Here is a 21,357-nt window from a genome sequence, read left to right on the forward strand (position 1 = left end):
TGGATGAAGAAACTTCGTGCCTATTTTTTAGTGCCCCTACTGATTGGATTGTTAGTAATATCTACTGGTGTGTCTGGTCAAACTGCTATGGCTAACTCACACAAATCACCGATTCAAGATTTAATCCTATTACAAAATGTTCCTGAATCGGAGAGCCAATTTGAAGATGGAACACTTCAGCTAACCCCTCTTCATGTATATAAAGAAGGACATTTTATGGAGGTGTCCCAAAATCTGAAATGGAAATCCACCAATAAAAGAGTCGCTACAGTTGACGACAATGGGGTGGTTACGATGTCTGGGAAACCTGGTATGGCCATCATTCAAGTGAGAGAAGGGAAACGATTTGACCATGTTGCCCTACTAGCAAAGCCTAATTTGTCATCTGGAAAGTGGCACGACAAACTGCCAGTTACTTATCAGGTAGTGAGGATGAAAGGGAAACGATACAACCTCATTGAGAATGCAATCAGTCACATGACGCTTGAAGAAAAAGTGGGACAAATGCTCATGCCAGATTTCAGGAATATGAATGGCAAAAATGTCACAGAACTCACTCCTGAAATTGAGCAGCTTGTACAAAAGTATCATTTAGGCGGAGTGATTTTGTTTAGAGAAAACGTAGTTACTACAGAACAAACGGCACGTTTAGTATCAGATTATCAAAAAGCGTCTGAAAAATATGGTCTTCTCATGTCGATTGACCAAGAGGGGGGAATCGTAACGAGACTTCAATCTGGAACAGATATGCCAGGGAATATGGCATTAGGTGCTACACGATCAGAAGAACTTGCAGGTAAAGTCGGAGGAGCAATTGGCGAGGAACTGCATTCGTTGGGTATCAATATGAACTTCGCACCTTCCTTTGACATTAACAATAATCCGGATAATCCTGTAATCGGTGTGCGATCATTTAGTGAAGACCCAGAGCTAACAGCTCAATTAGGTGTAGCTTATACGAATGGTCTTCAAGGCACAGGAACGTCAGGAGCAGCAAAACACTTCCCTGGTCATGGCGATACAGCAGTGGATTCGCATTTAGGACTCCCTGAAGTCCCTTATGACAAGGAACGGTTAAAGCAAGTGGAGTTGTATCCGTTCCAGAAAGCGATGGAAGCGGGAGTAGATGCGGTCATGACAGCCCACGTCACGTTCCCGAAAATCGATGGAACAACTGTGATTTCTAAAAAAGATGGCACTGAAATCAATGTGCCTGCTACGTTGTCCTATAAAGTACTGACGGAACTGATGCGTGAGGAAATGGGATACGACGGATTAATCACAACAGATGCATTAAACATGAAAGCGATTGCGGATCATTTTGGTCCAGTGGATTCTGTAATCCGAGCTGTACAGGCAGGGACTGATCTTGTCCTAATGCCAGTCGGATTGGAAAGTGTCGCAACGGGTCTCGTGGATGCGGTACGTACTGGAGAAATTTCAGAATCACGAATCGAAAGTTCAGTTGAGAGAATATTGTCCTTAAAGCTCAAGAGGGGCGTTATGAAAGAAGAGAATCCGAAGTCGATTGATGAAGTGATTGCAACTGCTAAGGAAACTGTAGGTTCAGATTCACATAAACAAATTGAGCGTGAGGTGGCCGAAAAGTCAGTGACTGTAGTGAAAAATAATGATGTACTACCGTTGAAGGTAAATTCATCAGAGAAAATCGCAGTCATTGGTAGCTCATATATCGATGAACTTTACCAAGCAGTGAAAAGTAAACATGAAAACACAATCTTGGTGAAAACAGGAGAGCCTCTCTCTGCTGAACAGGTTACACAGATTTCAGATGCATCGGCAATCATTGTCGGTACGACTACCTCCACTGTAGCTGGCAGAGCATCTACTAACCCACAAATGAAGATGGTAAATGAGTTAATGAAACAAACAGAAGCACCTGTCATTGCGGTAGGAGTCAGAAATCCATACGACATCATGGCTTATCCGAATGTAGATGGGTACTTTGCTCAATATGGATTTAGAACAGCAAGCTTTAAAGCAACTGCATCCGTTCTATTTGGAGACATCCAACCTACAGGTAAACTTCCTGTGACAATTCCAAATCCAGAGGGAGGAACCTTGTATCCATTTGGACACGGACTAACCTACAACGAATAAGGGAGGGGTCAGATGATGAAAAAGTGGCTAATGGTAGTCGTCACAGCATTACTAGTCATGACGACATTCACTGCGGCATTTGCCGATAACACGTACACCAACGGGAATAAGAAATCCAAAGGATATGATAAAGGTAAGCACAAATTTGCACTAGGTGCGGAGATGCTTATGAAAAATGAGAAGAAATTGCTGAAAGGTAAGCGGGTTGGGTTGATCACCAATCCTACTGGGGTTGATCAAAATCTGAACAGTGTGGTCGATCTTTTGAACAATGATCCGGATATTCAGTTAGAGGCACTCTACGGTCCAGAGCATGGCGTTCGTGGGGATGCACAGGCTGGGCAATATGTGGATTATTATATCGATGAAGTCACTGGCTTGCCGGTTTATAGCTTGTATGGAAAAACTAGAAAACCGACTCCTGAAATGCTTGAGAATATCGATGTTCTAGTATTTGATATTCAAGATGTCGGGACTCGCTTCTATACTTATATCTATACAATGGCTCTAGCTATGGAAGCTGCGCAAGAAAAAGGAATTCCGTTCATTGTATTGGATCGTCCGAATCCTTTAGGCGGTAAAAAAGTTGAAGGACCAGTCCTGGATCCAGAGTTTGCGTCATTTGTTGGACAGTATGCGATTCCACTACGTCACGGAATGACTGTAGGAGAACTAGCGAAGCTGTTTAACAAAGAGTTTGACATAGGTGCGAATTTAACAGTAGTGAAAATGAAAGGCTGGAAACGAAACGCCTATTTCGATGAAACAGGACTTCAGTTTGTCATGCCATCTCCTAACATGCCAACACTGGAAACTGCACTCGCTTATCCAGGTGCAGCCCTAATTGAAGGGACGAACGTTTCAGAAGGACGCGGAACGACAAAGCCATTTGAGCTAATTGGTGCTCCGTTCATCAGCAGTCCAGAACTGGTCACGCGGTTAAACCAACTGGATCTTCCAGGAGTGACATTCCGAGCTGCTTCCTTTACCCCTACGTTCTCAAAGCATAGCGGAAAACTCTCTCATGGTGTTCAAATTCATATTACTGATCGAAATAAGTATGAGCCGGTGGAAACTGGTCTTCATATTGTGAAAACGATAAAAGATCTTTATCCAGAACAAGTTCAACTCACGCCATTCTTTGACAATCTAATCGGAAACGGATGGATACGACCGGCTATTGAAAATGGAATGACGGTAGAAGAGATGGAATCGCGTTGGCAGAAAGATTTGAAAGAATTTGAGAAAGTACGAAAGAAGTATTTGATGTACTAAAAGGGTCTGAATTGTCCTGTGAAATATTCACTTTAGTGAAGTGGGCTACAAAGTTGTTGCAGAGTAATTCGGCAGCCAACTGCAATCTAAGTATTCTTGGATTTCTAAAGACTAATTGAGTGCATATCTGAAAGGAGATACGACTTCACCGCTCAATTTGGAATTCTGAGTGGTGCTAATGGTAAATTCCTTTTTGGAGATGGAACAACTGGTGTTCAAGCAGCAAAGTTGTTTGTAATTTATTCAAAGTTTCTTCAGTAGAATGAAACCTCATCTACTGTTGCCCTCACAGTGCGGTGATAAACCGCAATAGTGGGGGCGTTTTTGTGTTTAAAAAGAGTTGTTGACAATACATAGATACATAGTTATACTAAGTGTGACAGTTAGTAACAAAAACAAACTAAGTAAAGAGGAGTGAAGAAGATGATTGAAAAGTTGAAAGGATATCTGGCAGAGTGGTCGGTTTTTGAGAAGGTGTGGATTTCGTTATTTACAGCAATTACGGTATACCTCTATTTTGCATTTCAAGACACGCTTCTAGGGTTGATCAGTTCGATAGCTGGTATGTTGTGCGTAGTATTGGTTGCGAAAGGAAAGGTTTCAAATTATCTATTCGGTATCGTGCAGACAGTCACCTATGGTTATATCGCTTTCGGATACGGCTTATATGGTGAAGCCATGTTGAACTGGTTATTTTACTTCCCAACGCAATTTATCGGGATTTGGATGTGGATGAATCACTTTAAGAAGAAAGAGGATTCGGAGCAAGGTGAAAACGTATACGTGAAGCGACTGACACGTAAGGGTTGGATACTCGTTGCCGGATCCTTCGTGATAGGGGCATTGGTATATGCAGAACTATTGACGGTGTTATCTGCACAGCAAGTTCGAATCGATAGTATGGCGGTCGTTCTTTCAGTAATCGCACAAATTTTAATGGTGCAGAGATATGCAGAACAATGGGTACTCTGGATTTTAGTGAATATCTTGACCATCACGCTATGGGTGATCACGCTGGTGCAGACAGGAGGGAACGATTGGAACATGGTCATCATGTGGACGGCGTTCTTAGTGAATTCTATATACGGTTATGTGAACTGGGTCAAATTATCGAAGGTACAAAAAGCAGAAGACTGAGCGTTTTGTTCATGAAGGGAGAAGATTAAAATGGGAGAACCTAGAATGGAAGAGTTGACAGTTGGACACTACGGAGGGAAATTCATTCCCTTTCATAAAGGTCATTTGTATGCGATTACGAAAGCGGCGGCTCAAGTGGATCAGCTGTATGTAGTGGTTAGTTATGACGAGAATCGGGACAGGAAATTGTGTAAGGACGCGGGATTGAATTATATTGACTTCAAACAGCGGCAGCAGTGGATTATGACTTCAACTAAAGGAATGCCGAATGTGAAAGTATTGGCGGTGGAAGACCCACCATGGGAGAGCGAAGAGCATATGTGGCTGGAAGGTGGACGGAGAATGATTGAAGCAATTCCGGAGCAAATCACTCATATCTTCAGTTCAGAAAGCGCGTACGATCATTGGTTTAGACTTATTTATGGAGAAGATATTCAACATGTCGTCATAGATGAGGCACGCAGAATTTTCCCAATCAGTGCAACTAAAATACGAAACGAAGGAGTATTTGCAAATTGGGATATGATTCCCGATGTAGCGAAGCCATACTACACTAAAAAAATTGCGATAGTCGGAGTTGAATCATGCGGAAAATCCACGTTAACACGGAACTTAGCTCAACTATTTGGCACTGAATATGTAGAAGAATACGGGCGTACGGTCAGCGAGGAAATCGGGGACGGAAGTTCGTTGCTGACTGAAGAGCACTACAAGGAAATCGTGTTTGGTCATAAGCATATGGAGTTTCAAAAGATCAAGAAAGCAAACAAGTTATTGTTCATTGATAGCGAGGCGGTAGTGTCCCAGTATTACGCTAAAATGTATCTTGGTCAGGAGCTAGACTTTATAGAAGGGGTCATCCAGTCTCAGGATTATGATTTGTACCTATTCCTTGAGCCCGATGTAAAGTGGGTGGCTGATGGATTCCGAACGTTCAATGAACCTGAGGTCCGGAAAAAGACAAATAGAGTTTTGAAGGAAATGTTTGATGAGCGGGGAATCCAATACGCATCGATTAGCGGTAACTACGAGGAGCGGCTTGACAAATCCATCGAACAGATCACGAAACTCATGACGAACTAATAAAAGAAGGGTGCTGTGTGACCCTTCTTTTTTTGTGTGTATGTATGAAGAAGACTCGAATACTGAGCGCCTAGACTTGTCATATGAAACGGATAGTATTAAAATGCGACTAAGTCATGTATTTGAAAGGGGAAGAAGGCAATGGAAGAGCAGTACTTGCAGAACCTCAGTGAAACGGAATTTATCGAGCAGTATCAAAAGACGGAAAAGGATAAATATGAAAAACCATCCATCACGACAGATATGGTTATTTTTACAGTAGATACAGAACAGGTTTTGGACAACAGAAAAAAAGCAGGAAAAGAACTTCAGTTATTACTGATCCAGCGCGGAGGACATCCGTATAAAGGAGACTGGGCATTAGCGGGTGGTTTCATGGGGATTGACGAAGACGTCGATACCGCTGTCCAGAGAGAATTGAAAGAAGAAACTGGAGTCGATGGAATTTACGCGGAGCAATTGTATACGTGGAGTGCAGTGGACCGGGACCCTCGAATGAGGATTGTGAGTGTCAGTTACTTGGCATTGGTCGACCAAGGAAAGCTACCGGCGCTACGGGCAGGGGACGATGCGGACGATGTAAGGTGGTTCACGGTAAAAGATACCGTAGTAGAATCACGTGATGCAGAGATTGGTAGTACAATCCAGCGGACCGAAGAAATTGATCTAGAGCTAACTTCTGGAGAAATTTCCATATCGGCAACAATCGAAAGAGTTACAGTGACAGAAGGGACAAACACTAAAACGACAGTGAAAATAACGAAGCAGGATGGAATTGCCTTTGATCATGCGGAAATTATTTTATATTCGCTCGATCGATTACGCGGGAAAGTAAATTACACGAATATCGCATTCAATTTAGTGGGAGAAGAGTTTACGTTGCCCGACTTACAGCAGGTTTATGAGGTGATTTTGGGAAGAGCCTTAAACAAAGTGCAGTTCCGCCGCCATGTGGAAGATATGGTGTTAGATACCGGAAAAGAAGTCAGAACAGGTGCATACCGACCATCGAAATTATATAGATATAATGCGGCGTGGATTCATGACCAATGGAAATAGGAGAGTTGGCGTAGAATGATTTCTATTTTTACTACAAGCTAGTTCTGTCACCAAAAAGTCTGTTTAACCAACTCAAACTGCCGATGTTTGAGTAGTTGAATTGAAAGTGAGGAGTCTCAAAGTGAATCGACTAAAAACAATAGAAGAGTGGCGGATGCTACTAGAGAAATCTGATGAACAACCGTTTCTTCTATTTAAATTGAGCATGACGAGTTTAAGCAGTGTAACCGCCAAAAAGGAAATGGAGTCGCTCGTGACGGATATTCCGAGATATGTGGTCATTTCACAGTTAGATAAAAAAGTATCGAATGCAGTGGAACTAGATACAGGCGTGAAACACGGAACACCACAACTGCTCATTATTAAAGGCAAAAAAGCCATTTGGCAGGCAACTAGGTATCAAATTAAGCAATCAGTTGTGTTGGATGCAATTGCGACCTATGTATAATGAAGTCTTCAAATTGAAAAGGAGTGATCCCGTAAAGTCATTTTTGACTTTTAGGACCACTCCTTATTTTTTTGTATCAACATTGATAGAAGGTTTGACTCGATGAGAACAGAGCATATCGAAAGCGGTTTTGATAGCGAATGATAAATGATAGGGAAGGTTCTGAGTTTCAGAATCTTGCTCTTTTTATATGGATTCATGAAGAACTCTGGATAGCAGTGTTTGTGGTCTAAGCAAGACACTACTAGAAGCTCATAACTTTATTACAAACCATTAACATTCCTCAGTAGTTAGCTGATTCACTTATACATATAATTGTAAGTGTACGATTTTGGTACGTATAGGAACCAATTATACTAGGAGGTTTGTTGATGATTCAATCTATGAAGAAATTTCGTTTTGTTTTTGTACTTGCATTAATTTTTCAATTGGTCGCATTGCCGTTGCAGTCCCGCGCAGCGGAAACAGATGCGAATGAGCCTACATGGGTGCAGCCAGTTAACTATTTGGCGTTAGGGGATTCGTTGGCATTTGGTATTAGTTCTGATGGGTTACCTGGTAAAGGATACCCCGATTTTTTAGCTGAATCCTTACAAGAAATGAAGATGTTATCAACTTCGAATAAAGGATTTGCTTACCCAGGCTATACAGCTCCAGAAGTATTAAAAGACTTGAAAGACAACGTGACAAAACCAGTTGTAGGAATTGGGCAAGAAGGTAAGACGGTGGAATTGCATCAAGCTATTCAAGATGCGAACCTGATTACAATTAGTGTCGGTGCGAACGATATGCTAAAGCATTTCAAAATCGATCCTGCTACAGGTGTTCCGCAATTCGATATGGCAGAGCTTACAGCTGCAATTCAACAAGTCGGAACGAATTATAATAAAATTTTAAAAGTCATTTATGAAATTAACCCGAACGTTCAAGTGTATGTCATGGGTTACTATAATCCATTCCCAGCGCTTGCAGCTGACTATCAGCCACAACTTGCACAGTTGTTAGCAGGATTGAATGGCTCAATCCAAGCAGGCATGCAAGGAACCCCTGCTGAATTCGTTTCAACAAGTGAGCAAATTGCTACGGATTACAAGACGTACTTACCGAATCCCGCGAATATCCACTTAAGCGAAGCAGGATACAAAGTGGTTGCGGATGAGTTTGGTAAACAACTGAAAGCAACTTATTCTTGGATTCCTAAGGATGCATTAACTGCGCAACTTAAAGGGGATGACGCTGCAACTCTTATATGGAAGCCTGCGGTGGATACAAAAAAAATCATGGGCTATGGCATTTATATGAATGATGAACTCATAGGTCAAGTTGGCGCAGATGTTCTCACATATGATGTACCCAATCTTAAAGCAAACACAGATTATCAGTTTAAAGTGGTAGCTGTAAACGAAGACAAGGTTGCATCTACTGAGAATCCAACTGTAAAGGTGACAACGACAGAAACTCCAGCACCGATTCTTTTTAAAGATATACAAAAACACTGGGCAAAATCCTATATTGAAAAAGCAGTGGAAGCGGGTATCGTTTCGGGGTATTCAGATGGTACCTTCAAACCAGAGCAGACGTTAACGCGCGTCCAAGCCACTTCGATTATTGTCCGGACACTTGGTCTAAAACCTACACAGCCAGCACCATTTAAAGATATTAGTCATTTCTCCGAACAGATTCAATCGGAAGTTGCGGCAGCGTCTCAATTTGGAATTGTATACGGTGTCAACGGAGAGTTGAAACCGAATGATCCGGTAACTCGTGTACAACTCGCAGCAATGTTGAATAGAACATTTACGCTCGTGAATGGGAAGCCATACGTTGCAAAATCACCAGCACCATACAAAGACATTTCTGGATACGGTAAAGAAGCGCAAAATTCGATTGCGATGTTGCACGAATTCGGTATTGTGCATGGATCGAACGGGAAATTCCTACCTGCAGATGGAACAAAACGTGGGGAATCAGCGAAAATCCTTGTAAACTTTTCGTTGTTACTCAAACGATAGTCATAGTCTGTCATGTAGCAAACTATGCAAATAAAAAGGGGGCCAATCATTTAATGGATTGGCTCCCTTTTTCCGTACAACTAGTTTCTTAAAAGTTCTTTTTATAGGAAGAGGCCACTACTTGTATTTTAAGAGTATGGCTTTGGACCGCGATGTGACTTCAAGTTTTTGATAAATGGATGAGAGATAAACCCTTACAGTTCCTTCAGTTAACTTCAACTGTTCAGCAATTTCTCGGTTCGTAATGCCGTCTGCTAATAAGGAAAATACCTCTTGTTCCCTTGGTGTCAGTGCTTGATATTTCAAATCACTTGTAGATGTGACTGGTTGTAGATGCTGTAAATAGTGTGAGGAAATTGACTGCTCACTCTGACCATTTTGTTGTAGCCGCGTTAGATAACGATTGAGAAGAGGTTGCAATTCAGCTTCATCTAAAAATGTCCGAATGTAGTAATAGGGTGCGCCAAACTGGATTGCTTCATGTAAAACTTTGAGTGCTGTTTCTGGATCACCCAGTCGATTGTGACAAAGTGCTTCAAGCATAGTTGCTTCTACAAGTGTCGCAGTTTGAGAATCCTGCAGTGCCTTTGTTTTCGTTTGGATGAGAATCGTAAGAGCCTCTTCAGGTTGTTGTTTCATGAGTAAGAACCGTGTGTACACAAGCTCCCAAAATGGTTGTTTAGTTTTCGTAGCGTTTAATTCTAATTCAGCATTTCGACTATCTCCAGAGAGGATTGAACAATATGCTTGCATAATACGAATACAGGTAATCCAATGTTTTTCTGTGACCATATTTTTGACTTGTGTCAACATTGCTTGTGCTGAAGTGAGCTTTCCTTCGGATAAGTAAATCTTCGTTTTTAATAAATACATAGGGATGAATAGGCCGGGATCATTGAGTTGATGGCCTTGTTGTAGTGCCACTTCTAACTCTTGCTTGGCATACTCAATTAAATTACGCTCATATAACGATTCTGCAGAGTTTCCGTAAATAAATGCTGTAACGCTACTCGTTTGATAGGATGTATTCCGAAATAGCTCTGCCAGTTCGCCCCCTTCTTCCATAGAAGGCATTTTGCCTTTTGAACCGAGGGCAGTTCTTAAAAGTTTGTATTCAAAAATATTATATTTCATGTGCACATCATCCCAGCGAGAAGGGACAGCACCATTTATCATTTGCCGCTGAATGATTTCTTTTGCAACTTGCAAATCTCCGCCTGTAGAAATAATTACGAATGCTCGAACAAACTCATAAATAGATGCTATGGCGGCATGCTCTTCTCTTTCCATCCATTGTTCGGTCTTTTCACGGATTTCGAGTTCCACCATAAGCGATTGAGTAACAGCGATTTCACCGGTCGACATGGAAGTTATGACACCCATCACCAACATTTCATGTGGGACGTTAAAGTTGTTGCTGCGCAAATGATGCATCCAGCGCATGAAGGTGGTTGTCTGACCAGATGAGAAAAGGTGTACAAGGTGTTGAACAATCCAATCGCTCGCAAGCTCATAACATTCATATTTTAGAGCGAGTTCAATTGCAGAGATGACATCACCTTTCTCATGTAAAAGAGAAGCAGTTTCTTCTACAATTGTGATGACTTGTTTAGATGTAAAACGTTTTCGAAATTCAGCTTGTAAGGCTTCGGCAAATAAATGGTGATACCGGAAGACCGGATTAGATGATTGAAGGCGAACGATGAAAAAACCCATACTTTCCAATGTTTCAAGCAACTTATAGCTATCAGTTCTTTCAGTAAGCTGATTACAAAGTTCAGGTTCTAGAACATTGAGTAGGGAGGTACGTATAAGAAATACTTGTGTTAGTAATGGAAGTGGAGATAGAATTTCCTGAATTAAAAATTCATCAATAAAAGATCGTGAATCTTGATTTAGCTGTTCTATGTGATCATGAGGAATCGCCAAACTTGCGAGTTGTAGGCCAGCTATCGATCCTTCAGTTTGTTCCATAAGAAGTTCAAGGGTCTTTTGACTAGGAATTGACAAATTTTTAATAACGTAAAACTCCCTAGCTTCTTGCAGTGTAAAGCGTAACTGGGGTTCGTTGAACTCAGTAACCCACTGATTGACACGCCATCGCGCAATTGGCAGGGGCAAGTCAGTCCGAGATGTCAGATAGACATGAACATGGCTAGGTGACAGTTCTACAAACTTTGTCATCATACGATGAATGATGCCGTTTTCAATTAAATGATAATCGTCCAGGACAATGGAAAAGGGAATACCAGACAAACTAATTTCGTGAATAAATGACTCGATGAAAAAGTCAGATGTTGTTTCGTCAGGTGATTTCAATAAGGGGATTAGTACTTGATCCACATCAGTTTGACAAGTTCTTGCAACTGCATGCAATACATAAGTCCAAAACCGAGTGGGATCATTGTCAGTACTATCGATTGAAAACCACGCTGCTTGTTGTCCTGAATTCTTGAGCCATTGAAGCAATAACGTTGTCTTCCCATATCCTGCAGGTGCCCGAAGAATCGTTACCTTTTTCAATAAGGTATTCCTGAATGCATCATAGAATCTCGTTCGCTCCACGTTATCGGTAAAGCCGCTGGGAATTTCTGTTTTAGTGGGTAAAAGAATAGTAGACATTGGATAACCTCCATGTGCTGGGAAATTAGGGGCATATCATTTTGTATGTTGTCGCGTAGGTGTATGAAGCGGAGTAATAGTGTTTTGATGTGCCTCTTTCAAGTATACAGATAGTTTAATTATTAACAAGATTGGATGCTATTTACGCAACGAAATTAGAAACTTCCTCTGTACTTCAACTTGGTTCATTTGGATTCTTTAGACTTACTCCACGACAGCATCTTTAATATCAGTCGCTTCAATTCCTGGGGTTTGAATAGTCAAAGGGTGTACGGAGTGTACCCTTTAAAGTTCCTCGTCAAATAGTGCGTATAGGTTGTATTAGACTTTTTAATGTTAAGTTAATATATTCAGTATATTAAGATTACTGATTTTAGTCGCTGTGTAACAAACAATTCTTTCGGAATTGGGAATGCTGCGTGTTGAATCTCAAAAGAGAGGAGGATGTAAGATGGCTAAAAAATATCCGAAACAGAATGATCCTGCTGCCAATAAGATAAGGATTAACAACACAATTGACAATATGGAGGTAGCAGAGGAAACGTTGAAGTTTAATAAAGGGAAGTAATTTGAAGAAATCAAAGAGAAAAATGAAGCAAGAAAAGATAGCATTGGCAATCTGAAAAATGAAATTCATGAAGAAAATCAGTTGCGAATCAATGGTCATCAATAAAGAAGCAGGGGGTGTGCAGATACCATTCTTAATGGATTTCTGCATACTCAGGTTTTTTTACTAATACCTCAGTCATTTCAGTACCAAGCAATTAGTTGTGTTGGATGCAATTGCAACCTATGTATAACGAAGTATTCAAATAGAAAAGGAGTGATCCCGTAAAGTCTTTTTTGACTTTTAGGACCACTCCTTATTTTTTATTGAATTCATTGTAAAATGTATCGTCTTTTTTCTTTTCGATATACGTCCAAATCAGGTAGATAATTACTGTGAACCCGAGTATGAGTAGAGAGGCATTGAATACGAATTCAAAATCCATGTCTTTTACCGTTCTTTTGGCAATGCCTGCCTGATCATGAATTTCATAACCTGTTTTTTGATAATCCATGAATAGAAAAGACAGGATGATTCCTATTGCACTCCCACTAACTAACGAAAGGATGAATTTCTTCATAGTAAATGCACCTCCTATTGCTAGTATATCTTATTCGCTCTCAATTGTGTGAAGAGTGAGAAAAAAATGTGTTGAGTTTTTCTGTACTAAAAAACATATGGGTTTCTATCCAGCAAGGACACTATTTACTAGTTGCACGCTTAGGACGTGGCCAGATGAAATAGCTTACTGAAATGAGAAGGTCAACAACTAAAATAATCGCCCAAAGACGTAGCGTGTTATCGAACTCATATGTTCGTTCAGGTGCATCGATATACCATTTTACAAACAAGATCATGGGAGCTCCAATGGCGAAGGCGAGGGCATGGCGAAGCGAGCCTTTCATAGAATGGATGGCATGTGGATATCCTGTTCTTCGAATTGGTTTTGGGCCTTGTTTCGTTACATAATATTGAAATCGTTCGTCTGCCCATTGGATCATACTTTTCCCGAATGCCAGTGAAATACCGATGTATAGTGGAGCGATGGAGTGTGCGACGGTGGCTGTCGCTCCATGGTAGAGGTCGATTGCTGTGACCAATAACAAAATCACATCTATCAAAGGAATTAGTGCAAGAATAAAAAGACCGAGCCGTTTTTGTTTGAACACATAACGGACTGTGAGGCCGAGGGCGATGACGGCCCAGAAGCTGATTTCACATGCAATGATGATGTATGCAACAAAATTCATGAAGAACCTCCTAATTAGCACGGTTGTATTAAAAAGAAGTATACAGGAGAATTCTTTTTAGTACAACTGTTTTATTAACCTATGCTAAACTAAGATATGCCTAAAATTGTGAATCATGATGAACGAAAAAATACAATTGCAGAAGCTATGTGGCGAGTCATTTTGGATAAAGGGATGGAAGGAGCAACAGTACGAAATATTGCGGATGAAGCGAAACTCTCACTTGGTGCGCTTCGGTATTATTTTAAAACCCAAGATGACTTGCTAGTATATGCGATGGATTTAGTTCAAGAACGAGCGAAAAAACGAATTGAAAAGGTATTATTGCAATCATACTCTCCGAAAGAGTTAGTTATTGCAATGATTTTGGAGATTGTACCTGTTAATACGAATACTCGTATCGAGATGGAAGTATGGTTTGCATTCATCGCCTACGTCAAACATCGAAGTGATACGATTGATGTTCCGGATGATCAGATTTTAGAGATGACGAAACGGTTGCTCGGATTTCTTCAGGAGCAACAGCTACTGAAATCTACGTGTCAGATGGAGATGGAAATCGAGCGGTTATATGGGCTAATTGACGGAATCGCCATCCATGCCGTCTTAAATCCGGAACGACTAGATTCGGAACGTGTTCGAAAAACAATCATCTATCATATCGATTCAATTTGTCGTTAAGTAACCAGTTGAGTCTTGAATCATTCAACATATAAAAAGGAACGACAATTGCTCTCGTACGAGCAATTGTCGTTCCTTTTTTAATTATCTCTGATTTTTCAACCAATCCATTGCAACTTTTGCATGCAGTTCCGCTCCATACTTGAAGATGCTTTCGTCTTGGATCATTCGTGGATTGTGAACGGGTGCTTCTCCTTCTTTACCAGTCCCCAAAATGACAAATGCAGAAGGAACACTTTGAGAAATATATGAAAAGTCTTCAGAACCATTGATGGCTCCTAAGTCCACCATGTTTTCAGATCCCATTACGGTTTCGAGAGATCCACTGATTTGATCGATAAATGCAGGGTCATTATACGTCGTTGGTGTATGGAATTCTGTGATTGTATATTCTCCGCGCCATGCTTTCACGACGTGGTCAATCATCTCTGGGATCCTTTCGCACAAATGATCACGTGTGGCTTGGTCGAAACTACGCATGTTTCCACTTAATATAGCTCTTTCAGGTATGACATTGGTTACAGTACCGCCACTCATAGAACCAACGGAAAACGTCACATTCTGTTTCGGATCCGATTCGCGAGTCATGAGCAGATTCAAGCTTGTATACAGCTGGTTCAAAATCATATTCGCGTCAATCGTCTTATGTGGCTGAGAACTATGACCGCCGTATCCTTTAATATCCACAATATACGAATCCATTGCTTGAGTGATTGTACCCTTCGTAACAGATAGGGTGCCAGCTTCCTGGTCAGGCATGATGTGAATCCCGAATGCTGCATCCACTTTCGGATTTTCAAGAGCGCCGTCGTCAATCATTAGCTTCGAACCGTATCCCCATTCTTCACCAGGCTGGAAAAATAATTTCACAGTCCCTTGAAGTTCAGCTTCCTGGTCTTTCAAAATCTGAGCAGCACCAAGTAGCATCGCAACGTGGGAATCGTGTCCACAAGCATGCATAAGGCCTGGTTTTGTTGACTTAAACTCCGATTCGACCTCTTCTTCAATAGGTAGGGCATCCATATCTGCACGTAGTAGAATACAAGGCGATCCTGAACCAATCGTTGCAATCACTCCTGTACAATTCTCTTGCTCAGCAAAACCAGCACGTGCATACTTTTTCCGGACTTCATCGGGAACTTTTCCACATGGCTTGTGGTCAATCCCAATTTCGTCCAACCGTCGTTGTATGAAGCGCTGCGTATTAGGTAAGTCAAACCCAAGTTCCGGATTTTGATGCAAATACCGACGATCCTGAATTATCTGTTCTTCTAACGTCATCGAATTTTCTACAGTACTAGTCATGAAAACATCTCCTTTGTTTACGTACTAATGATTCCAATGTTAGCTTGGTCCAAGTCCGATATACTGAGCAATAACGATTAAAATGAACGCTATGAAATGGAGAATCATGAATAACTTCCACGAGAACTTCACCCAATCCGCATAATTTACATTTGACATCCCAAGTGCGGCCATTAATCCACCGGAAGTTGGCCACAAGTAATTCGTGAACCCATCGCCGAATTGATAGACAACAACCATTACTTGTTGGTTAATTCCAAGTATCTTTCCTAAAGGCCCCATGATTGGCATCAAAATTAATGCCTTACCACTTCCAGAAACAACAAAGAAGTTGAAGAATATCACAACTAAAAACAATACGAATAACGTTACAACGGATCCAGTGTTATTTAAAAGGCCAGCCAATGCGTGTACGGCTGAATCTATAATTTCAGCTTGCGTCATCAAAATCATAACAGAACGAGCAAACCCGATAGCGAGAGCTGTTGGCAGAAGTCTTGAAGCGCCAATCCCAAAATCAGCTGCTGCTTCACTCGGTGACAAACGCAAGATGATGACTAAGAATACTGCATAGATTGCATAGACGGCAGACAATTGAGGCATGCCCCAACCGAGTTGAATCGCACCATATGCACTACCAACTAACACAGCAACTAATCCAAGTAACGCAATTTTTCGTGGCCATGTAAATGGTTCTTCTTCATAAGTAGCTGTTTTTGCATCTTCCAAGTGTGCTAAATATTCGTCTGCGACAATACTTTTCGTTGGGTCTGCCTTCGTTTTGTTCGCATATCGAAGAATGTACACTATGGTGATAGCAATGAAGATTACAAGAGAGATAATCCGGAACGTAAGACCAGAATAGATAGGTAAGCCCACAATCGATTGACTGACACCTGTCGTATAGAAGTTCACCGCACCTGCAGTGAATCCAATCGCTAGTCCCATTGTGGATGTCGCAAATGCCGTGATTCGGTCATATCCCATTCCCATGACAACAGCCATTGCAAGTGGAATGAAAGGTATTCCACCTTCACCAAAACCGATTGTTCCCATAATCGCGAATACAGTGAGTAAAACAAAGATAATTAGTTTTTCTTTTCCAGCAGCAACTCGCAGGAGTTTGTGGATCCCAGCTGCAATCGCACCAGACTTTTCAAGAAGATAGAGCGCACCACTGGCAAAAAGCAACATGACAATGATGTCTGCAGATTGCACAACCCCATTGTGGAGAGCCGAAAAGAAGTCCATAAATCCAATTGCATTTTCTTGGTCCACATAATTGAAAACATCTGTGTTCAGTTGCTCAATTCCCGTTTCAGGGTCGACCACGCGTTCATATTGTCCACTAGGCACAATCCATGACAAAACCACTACTAGCAGCATAACGAGTAAAAACATGATGTATACGTGTGGAAAGTTAAACCCTTTGCGCTTATCCTTCTTTGACATGAAATTTCCCCCAATTCCCCATATCGATCAACTTTAGATTCTTGCGATTCCTTTAAAAAGTGTAACCCCAGTTTCGATCAATTCATCTCTAAAATCATACTCGCTCGTATGGACGTTCGGATAATTTTCACCATTTCCAACGAAGCAATAGGCTCCTTTTGTCAACTTTGTAAAGTGACCGAAGTCTTCAGAACCACGGAATGCATCTTCTAATTCGATGATTTCCAACTCATTATCTTTTGCGCTACGACGGATTTCATCGGAACACTCTTTAGCGTTCGCTGTTTCAGGGAACTCATCTTGGTACTCGAATGCAACTTGCAAACCATATTCTTTTGCTTGTGCTGTTGCAAAGTTTTCTAGGTTTTCTTGGAGTCGGTCCATCTCTTTTTCATGAAGGGCGCGAATGGTTAAGCGAATCGTTCCTTTTGAGGCGGACATTCCAAATGCTTTCTCGCCTAAATCGATTTGGACAACCGTGCATAGAACTAGTCCCTCATTAAGTTCTGGTGAAATGAATTTCGGAATCTCTTGTACGATATCTGCGATTGCTAGAGAGGGGTTCTTACCATTTTCAGGTTGACTTGCGTGAGCGGGAGAACCCGTTAATTGAATAGTCATCCCCTTAGATGCACACAACATCGTGCCATCTTTAACAGCAACTGTTTTGAATGGAAGACCACTCATATTGTGATAGGCGTAAATTTCATCAATCTGGTGTTCGTCGATGAATTCTACACATTGAATCGCCCCGTCTCCAGTTTCCTCAGCAGGTTGGAAGAGGCAGAAAATATTTTGGTCCGCCCCGTTTTGATCAACCTCCAACGCAAAAGCTGCTAGTGTTGCTGAATGCCCATCATGTCCGCACTTATGTGCTTTTCCAGGATATTGAGATGCCCAGGGGATATCAATGACTTCGTCCATTGGAAGTGCATCAAAATCGGCTCGGAAGGCAATGGACGGTTTATCCACTCCTGCTCGATAGATTGCGTAGAACCAAGTCCCTTTATCTACAATCTCAAAGTGAGTTGTATGCGTTTTCAAAAAGTCCATTAAGTATTGTTTGGTCCATACTTCTTCGTTTGAGAGCTCAGGATGTTGGTGCAAATCATGACGCAGTTGCTTTGCTAATTCAAAATTATGACTATTCATGCTGTGTTTACCTCCTAGCGGTTTTCAACTTCCTAACAGTCAATTTATGAGTCTGAACTGTTAGTCAATTAATTATATTGTATATTGTACATTATATTTTATTTTTTACAATAAAAAAATTCCGCATAGAGATGCAGAATTTCTGAACAGATAGATTTTTAGTTATAGGGGAATAAGCTCGGCTTTTTCAGCATTCCAATGAACTTCCTTCAAGTAACTTTCTAGTTCAGCCGTTTTGCCTTCTCGGAATAATTCAAGCATTTTGCGATGTTCATGATTAGTTTCCCTTAGTTTGCTAGCTGTCCATATCGGGTCTTCCATCCAATCAAACGTCTTTAAAAACTTCTTTTCTAACTGTAGTAACAAGGTGACAAGACTCTTATTCGGACAAACGGATAAATAGACATTATGAAACGATTCCTGCATTTTGTGATACATGGAGAAATTTCCTGTATTGATAGCCAAATCAATGCTTTCAATATAGAACTCCATTTCTTTCAGGTGCTTGTCGGTCAGCAAATGTGTTGCCAAGGAAGCAGCTAGCCCATCTAATGCTCCTATGATCAAATATGTTTCTTTGGCCTCCTCTGTAGTCAAGCTCTTGATGATGAATCCTTTTCGAGGGATATTTTCTAATAATCCTTCTGACGATAGTTGAATCAATGCTTCGCGTACGGGCGTTCGACTTACTTTCAACGCATCACAAATAGCGTTCTCATTCACTTTTTTACTAGCTGTGAGCGTTCCGTTATTGATTTGCTCGACGATATAGTTATAGACATGATCTGTTAACGACAAATAGTTTTTCATATTAAAAACCTCAATATCTTTTTGACCTCTATTATATAGGTTATTTTAAGAAATTCAATTTAGAAATGAAAAGTATTGGGATTACTGGTGAAAGTAGGTATGATGAGAGTATCTAATTTTACAGGAAGAACTAGACGAACAGGAGGAATTGCATGAAAATAGGAATCATAGGGACAGGCAATATCGCGACTTATCTATTGGGGAAAATCAATGACGAAAACTGGTTGAACGGTGAGGTCATAGCGCTATTCGGTCGCAATCGAGAAGTAGGAGAGGACCTTGCGTTGCGCTATGGAATCGATTTCCATACAGAGTTTCAAGACTTTCTAGATACACCTATTACTATGGTAGTGGAAGCCGCAACGATAGAAGCCGCGAACAGCTATATGAAAGCCGTTGTGGCGAGCAAGAAAAATATGATTGTGAGTAGTATTGGCGTGTTTAACGATATCCAGTTGATCGATGAACTGAAAGAACTCGCGGAATCGAAAGGGGTGCATGTGGCACTTCCTTCGGGTGCGATTGGTGGGTTGGATTTGCTGAAATCTGCGAATGCAATTAACGGATTAAAACATGTGCAAATCACTACTAGGAAATCTCCTTCTTCACTTGGTCTACAAGAGGATCATAAAGAAGAGTTGCTTTTCGAAGGCTCTGCAAAGGAAGCGAGTCTAAAGTTTCCTAGGAACATGAACGTGGCTTTGGTGCTAGCCCTCGCAGGAATTGGTATTGATAAAACGAGAGTACAAGTCGTAGTAGATCCTGCAGTCAAGCGGAATACCCATATAATAGAGGCAGATGGTGATTTTGGGAATATGAAGTTGCAAATCGAAAACAATCCTATGCCAAATAATCCAAAGACAAGCCACCTTGCTGCTCTGAGCATTTTAGACGTATTGAAAAACAAACATCAGTCGATAAGAATCGGAAACTGAGTAGTCTTAATGAATATTAAAAAAGTAACTGTCCATTTTCTTGAGGACAGTTACTTTTCTATGGCTTAATGTGTTCTTTCAGAGACCTGTGAAGTCGTTTTGCTGTGCGATTTTTTCTTCTGGACAGCCATCGATAGTGAAATTGCTGCACAAACAAACGCAATAATGACGATGAAGCCACCGACAGCAGGCATGCTGGTCACGCTTCCTGTGTGACTGAATGCAATACCCCCAACACCTGAACCGAGAGCAATCCCGACTTGAAGCGCGGAATTGTTAAAGCTCTGGTGGATATCCGATGACACTGGGTCTGTTTGAATGATGTAATCTTGCTGTGCTGGTGCGAGAGCCCAGCTGAGTGCTCCCCAAATCATCATAACGATGATGAAAACTGGCATAGAAAACGTGGAGTAGGGAAGCACGAACAAACTAAGTGAAAACGTTCCTAATATAATTAAAATACTCTTTTGAGAGCCAATGCGTGAAGCAAGTCCTCCACCGAAAGCGCCACCTGCAACGGCTGCGAGTCCGAATAAGAAGTAAAACACACTAATTGATGAAGAGCTAAGGTTCATCGTCGTTTCAAGAAACGGTGTGAAATAGGCGTATACTGAATAATGTCCTGCGAGCATAAACATCGTTGCTAAATGTGCGAAGACGATTTTTTTGTTCGCTAATGCTTTTAGTTGTTCACGTAGTGGCTGTACGTTACCTGTAGGGATTTCATCGAAAAACTTACTGATCAATAGAATGCTTCCGATTGTTAGGATTGCGATTCCAAGGAAAACTGTGCGCCAGCCGAATGCATTCGTAATGACGATTCCAATAGGTACACCGAGTACAAGTGAAGAACTAATTCCCATATAGATATAGCCTAATGCTTTCGCACGCACATTTGGTTTTGAAATGCGGGCGGTAATGGTTAAGGAGAGGACGATGACTAACGCTGCACTTGCTGCGGTCAGAATCCTAGCGGCCATCATCATAGCAAAGGTTGTGCTGAAATATGTGAATACGTTTCCTAAGAAAAATACCGATAATGCTAGTAAATATAACTTCTTTCGTTCTATTTTAGCTGTTAGTGACAGCAACACAGGTCCAGCGATTGCAAAGACCAATGCAAATATTGTAATGAGTTGCCCAGCCGTTGCGATCGAAACTTGCAAGTCTTCAGCGACTACTGGCAAAATACCGCCTACAACCAATTCGACTAAGCCTACTGTAATTGCCGAAATGGCTAATAAAAATACACGAATGTCCAACTAATCTCCTCCTGCTATTATTCTTTATCGAATTTGAATATAAAAAAAAGTCCCGACTACAAAAATTCTTTTGTAGTCAGGACTTAACGGATCCTGGTAGAGACCCTCGAACCATATTATCGAGGTTATACAGATTGATTTTTAGTATGAAATTTTTCCTTCTCATAAATTTATCATGAAAATTGGACGGTGGCAAGGGTAAGACG

General features: G+C 41.1%; 17 protein-coding genes and 1 riboswitch. Of the genes, 9 read left to right on the forward strand and 8 right to left on the reverse strand.

Annotation, left to right across the window (positions count from 1 at the left end):
- Nucleotides 1-3: 3 nt before the first annotated feature.
- The 7 genes from ACR65F_RS06835 (at nucleotide 4) to ACR65F_RS06865 (ending at nucleotide 9,135) form a co-directional block, all read left to right on the forward strand.
- Nucleotides 4-2,121, forward strand: a complete 2,118-nt coding sequence (locus ACR65F_RS06835; protein WP_440503767.1) for a glycoside hydrolase family 3 protein — start codon at nucleotides 4-6, stop codon at nucleotides 2,119-2,121.
- A 15-nt stretch (nucleotides 2,122-2,136) separates the two neighbouring features.
- On the forward strand, nucleotides 2,137-3,396 hold the full coding sequence (locus ACR65F_RS06840; protein WP_440503868.1) for an exo-beta-N-acetylmuramidase NamZ family protein: 1,260 nt from the start codon (nucleotides 2,137-2,139) through the stop codon (nucleotides 3,394-3,396).
- Between the two features lie 423 nt (nucleotides 3,397-3,819).
- Nucleotides 3,820-4,533, forward strand: a complete 714-nt coding sequence (gene pnuC, locus ACR65F_RS06845) for a nicotinamide riboside transporter PnuC (RefSeq protein ID WP_440503768.1) — start codon at nucleotides 3,820-3,822, stop codon at nucleotides 4,531-4,533.
- Between the two features lie 30 nt (nucleotides 4,534-4,563).
- Entirely contained in the window at nucleotides 4,564-5,616 is a 1,053-nt protein-coding gene (gene nadR, locus ACR65F_RS06850; protein WP_440503769.1) for a multifunctional transcriptional regulator/nicotinamide-nucleotide adenylyltransferase/ribosylnicotinamide kinase NadR, read from the forward strand.
- Nucleotides 5,617-5,757: 141 nt separating this feature from the next.
- A complete protein-coding gene (locus ACR65F_RS06855) occupies nucleotides 5,758-6,675 on the forward strand; it encodes an NUDIX hydrolase (RefSeq protein ID WP_440503770.1) in 918 nt (305 codons plus the stop codon).
- A 121-nt stretch (nucleotides 6,676-6,796) separates the two neighbouring features.
- The gene (locus ACR65F_RS06860) at nucleotides 6,797-7,123 is read left to right on the forward strand and encodes a monothiol bacilliredoxin BrxC family protein (RefSeq protein ID WP_440503771.1); all 327 of its coding nucleotides are present in this window, start codon (nucleotides 6,797-6,799) and stop codon (nucleotides 7,121-7,123) included.
- A gap of 371 nt (nucleotides 7,124-7,494) precedes the next feature.
- Nucleotides 7,495-9,135: an S-layer homology domain-containing protein gene (locus tag ACR65F_RS06865; protein ID WP_440503772.1), complete on the forward strand. Its 1,641-nt coding sequence runs from the start codon at nucleotides 7,495-7,497 to the stop codon at nucleotides 9,133-9,135.
- A gap of 117 nt (nucleotides 9,136-9,252) precedes the next feature.
- Here the strand turns inward: ACR65F_RS06865 and ACR65F_RS06870 are convergent, their stop codons facing one another.
- The 3 genes from ACR65F_RS06870 to ACR65F_RS06880 form a co-directional block, all read right to left on the reverse strand.
- Complete coding sequence (locus ACR65F_RS06870) at nucleotides 9,253-11,757, reverse strand: winged helix-turn-helix domain-containing protein (RefSeq protein WP_440503773.1); 2,505 nt, start codon at nucleotides 11,755-11,757, stop codon at nucleotides 9,253-9,255.
- 863 nt (nucleotides 11,758-12,620) lie between these two features.
- Nucleotides 12,621-12,884, reverse strand: a complete 264-nt coding sequence (locus ACR65F_RS06875; RefSeq protein WP_440503774.1) for a hypothetical protein — start codon at nucleotides 12,882-12,884, stop codon at nucleotides 12,621-12,623.
- A 121-nt stretch (nucleotides 12,885-13,005) separates the two neighbouring features.
- Nucleotides 13,006-13,554, reverse strand: coding sequence for a hypothetical protein (locus ACR65F_RS06880; RefSeq protein WP_440503775.1), 549 nt, complete (start codon nucleotides 13,552-13,554; stop codon nucleotides 13,006-13,008).
- Between the two features lie 96 nt (nucleotides 13,555-13,650).
- On the opposite strand from ACR65F_RS06880, the gene ACR65F_RS06885 reads away from it, so the two are divergent.
- Nucleotides 13,651-14,235, forward strand: coding sequence for a TetR/AcrR family transcriptional regulator (locus tag ACR65F_RS06885; RefSeq protein WP_125101158.1), 585 nt, complete (start codon nucleotides 13,651-13,653; stop codon nucleotides 14,233-14,235).
- Nucleotides 14,236-14,319: 84 nt separating this feature from the next.
- Here ACR65F_RS06885 and ACR65F_RS06890 read toward each other — a convergent pair whose 3' ends face one another.
- The 4 genes from ACR65F_RS06890 to ACR65F_RS06905 form a co-directional block, all read right to left on the reverse strand.
- Nucleotides 14,320-15,540 carry a M20 metallopeptidase family protein gene (locus ACR65F_RS06890; RefSeq protein WP_440503776.1) on the reverse strand — a complete coding sequence of 407 codons (1,221 nt, stop codon included), beginning with the start codon at nucleotides 15,538-15,540 and terminating at the stop codon, nucleotides 14,320-14,322.
- A 39-nt stretch (nucleotides 15,541-15,579) separates the two neighbouring features.
- On the reverse strand, nucleotides 15,580-16,992 hold the full coding sequence (locus ACR65F_RS06895) for a YfcC family protein (RefSeq protein WP_125101160.1): 1,413 nt from the start codon (nucleotides 16,990-16,992) through the stop codon (nucleotides 15,580-15,582).
- A 33-nt stretch (nucleotides 16,993-17,025) separates the two neighbouring features.
- Complete coding sequence (locus tag ACR65F_RS06900; RefSeq protein ID WP_440503778.1) at nucleotides 17,026-18,144, reverse strand: M20 metallopeptidase family protein; 1,119 nt, start codon at nucleotides 18,142-18,144, stop codon at nucleotides 17,026-17,028.
- 162 nt (nucleotides 18,145-18,306) lie between these two features.
- Complete coding sequence (locus ACR65F_RS06905; protein ID WP_125101162.1) at nucleotides 18,307-18,954, reverse strand: GntR family transcriptional regulator; 648 nt, start codon at nucleotides 18,952-18,954, stop codon at nucleotides 18,307-18,309.
- 152 nt (nucleotides 18,955-19,106) lie between these two features.
- Between ACR65F_RS06905 and nadX the strand changes: the two genes are divergently transcribed.
- Entirely contained in the window at nucleotides 19,107-19,889 is a 783-nt protein-coding gene (nadX, locus tag ACR65F_RS06910) for an aspartate dehydrogenase (RefSeq protein WP_440503780.1), read from the forward strand.
- Between the two features lie 65 nt (nucleotides 19,890-19,954).
- Here the strand turns inward: nadX and ACR65F_RS06915 are convergent, their stop codons facing one another.
- Nucleotides 19,955-21,151, reverse strand: a complete 1,197-nt coding sequence (locus tag ACR65F_RS06915; RefSeq protein WP_440503781.1) for an MFS transporter — start codon at nucleotides 21,149-21,151, stop codon at nucleotides 19,955-19,957.
- A gap of 53 nt (nucleotides 21,152-21,204) precedes the next feature.
- Nucleotides 21,205-21,304: riboswitch (purine riboswitch) on the reverse strand.
- Nucleotides 21,305-21,357 lie beyond the last annotated feature (53 nt).

This window comes from Sporosarcina sp. SAFN-010, from assembly GCF_059415065.1.

Bases quoted from the DNA above. Each gene is read 5' to 3' on its own strand.
- ACR65F_RS06895 (WP_125101160.1), bottom strand. From the start codon at position 16,992: ATGTCAAAGAAGGATAAGCGCAAAGGGTTTAACTTTCCACACGTATAC.
- ACR65F_RS06905 (WP_125101162.1), bottom strand. From the start codon at position 18,954: ATGAAAAACTATTTGTCGTTAACAGATCATGTCTATAACTATATCGTC.
- nadR (WP_440503769.1), top strand. From the start codon at position 4,564: ATGGGAGAACCTAGAATGGAAGAGTTGACAGTTGGACACTACGGAGGG.
- ACR65F_RS06835 (WP_440503767.1), top strand. From the start codon at position 4: ATGAAGAAACTTCGTGCCTATTTTTTAGTGCCCCTACTGATTGGATTG.
- nadX (WP_440503780.1), top strand. From the start codon at position 19,107: ATGAAAATAGGAATCATAGGGACAGGCAATATCGCGACTTATCTATTG.
- ACR65F_RS06840 (WP_440503868.1), top strand. From the start codon at position 2,137: ATGAAAAAGTGGCTAATGGTAGTCGTCACAGCATTACTAGTCATGACG.
- ACR65F_RS06855 (WP_440503770.1), top strand. From the start codon at position 5,758: ATGGAAGAGCAGTACTTGCAGAACCTCAGTGAAACGGAATTTATCGAG.
- ACR65F_RS06870 (WP_440503773.1), bottom strand. From the start codon at position 11,757: ATGTCTACTATTCTTTTACCCACTAAAACAGAAATTCCCAGCGGCTTT.
- ACR65F_RS06890 (WP_440503776.1), bottom strand. From the start codon at position 15,540: ATGACTAGTACTGTAGAAAATTCGATGACGTTAGAAGAACAGATAATT.
- ACR65F_RS06875 (WP_440503774.1), bottom strand. From the start codon at position 12,884: ATGAAGAAATTCATCCTTTCGTTAGTTAGTGGGAGTGCAATAGGAATC.
- ACR65F_RS06900 (WP_440503778.1), bottom strand. From the start codon at position 18,144: ATGAATAGTCATAATTTTGAATTAGCAAAGCAACTGCGTCATGATTTG.
- ACR65F_RS06880 (WP_440503775.1), bottom strand. From the start codon at position 13,554: ATGAATTTTGTTGCATACATCATCATTGCATGTGAAATCAGCTTCTGG.
- ACR65F_RS06865 (WP_440503772.1), top strand. From the start codon at position 7,495: ATGATTCAATCTATGAAGAAATTTCGTTTTGTTTTTGTACTTGCATTA.
- ACR65F_RS06885 (WP_125101158.1), top strand. From the start codon at position 13,651: ATGCCTAAAATTGTGAATCATGATGAACGAAAAAATACAATTGCAGAA.
- pnuC (WP_440503768.1), top strand. From the start codon at position 3,820: ATGATTGAAAAGTTGAAAGGATATCTGGCAGAGTGGTCGGTTTTTGAG.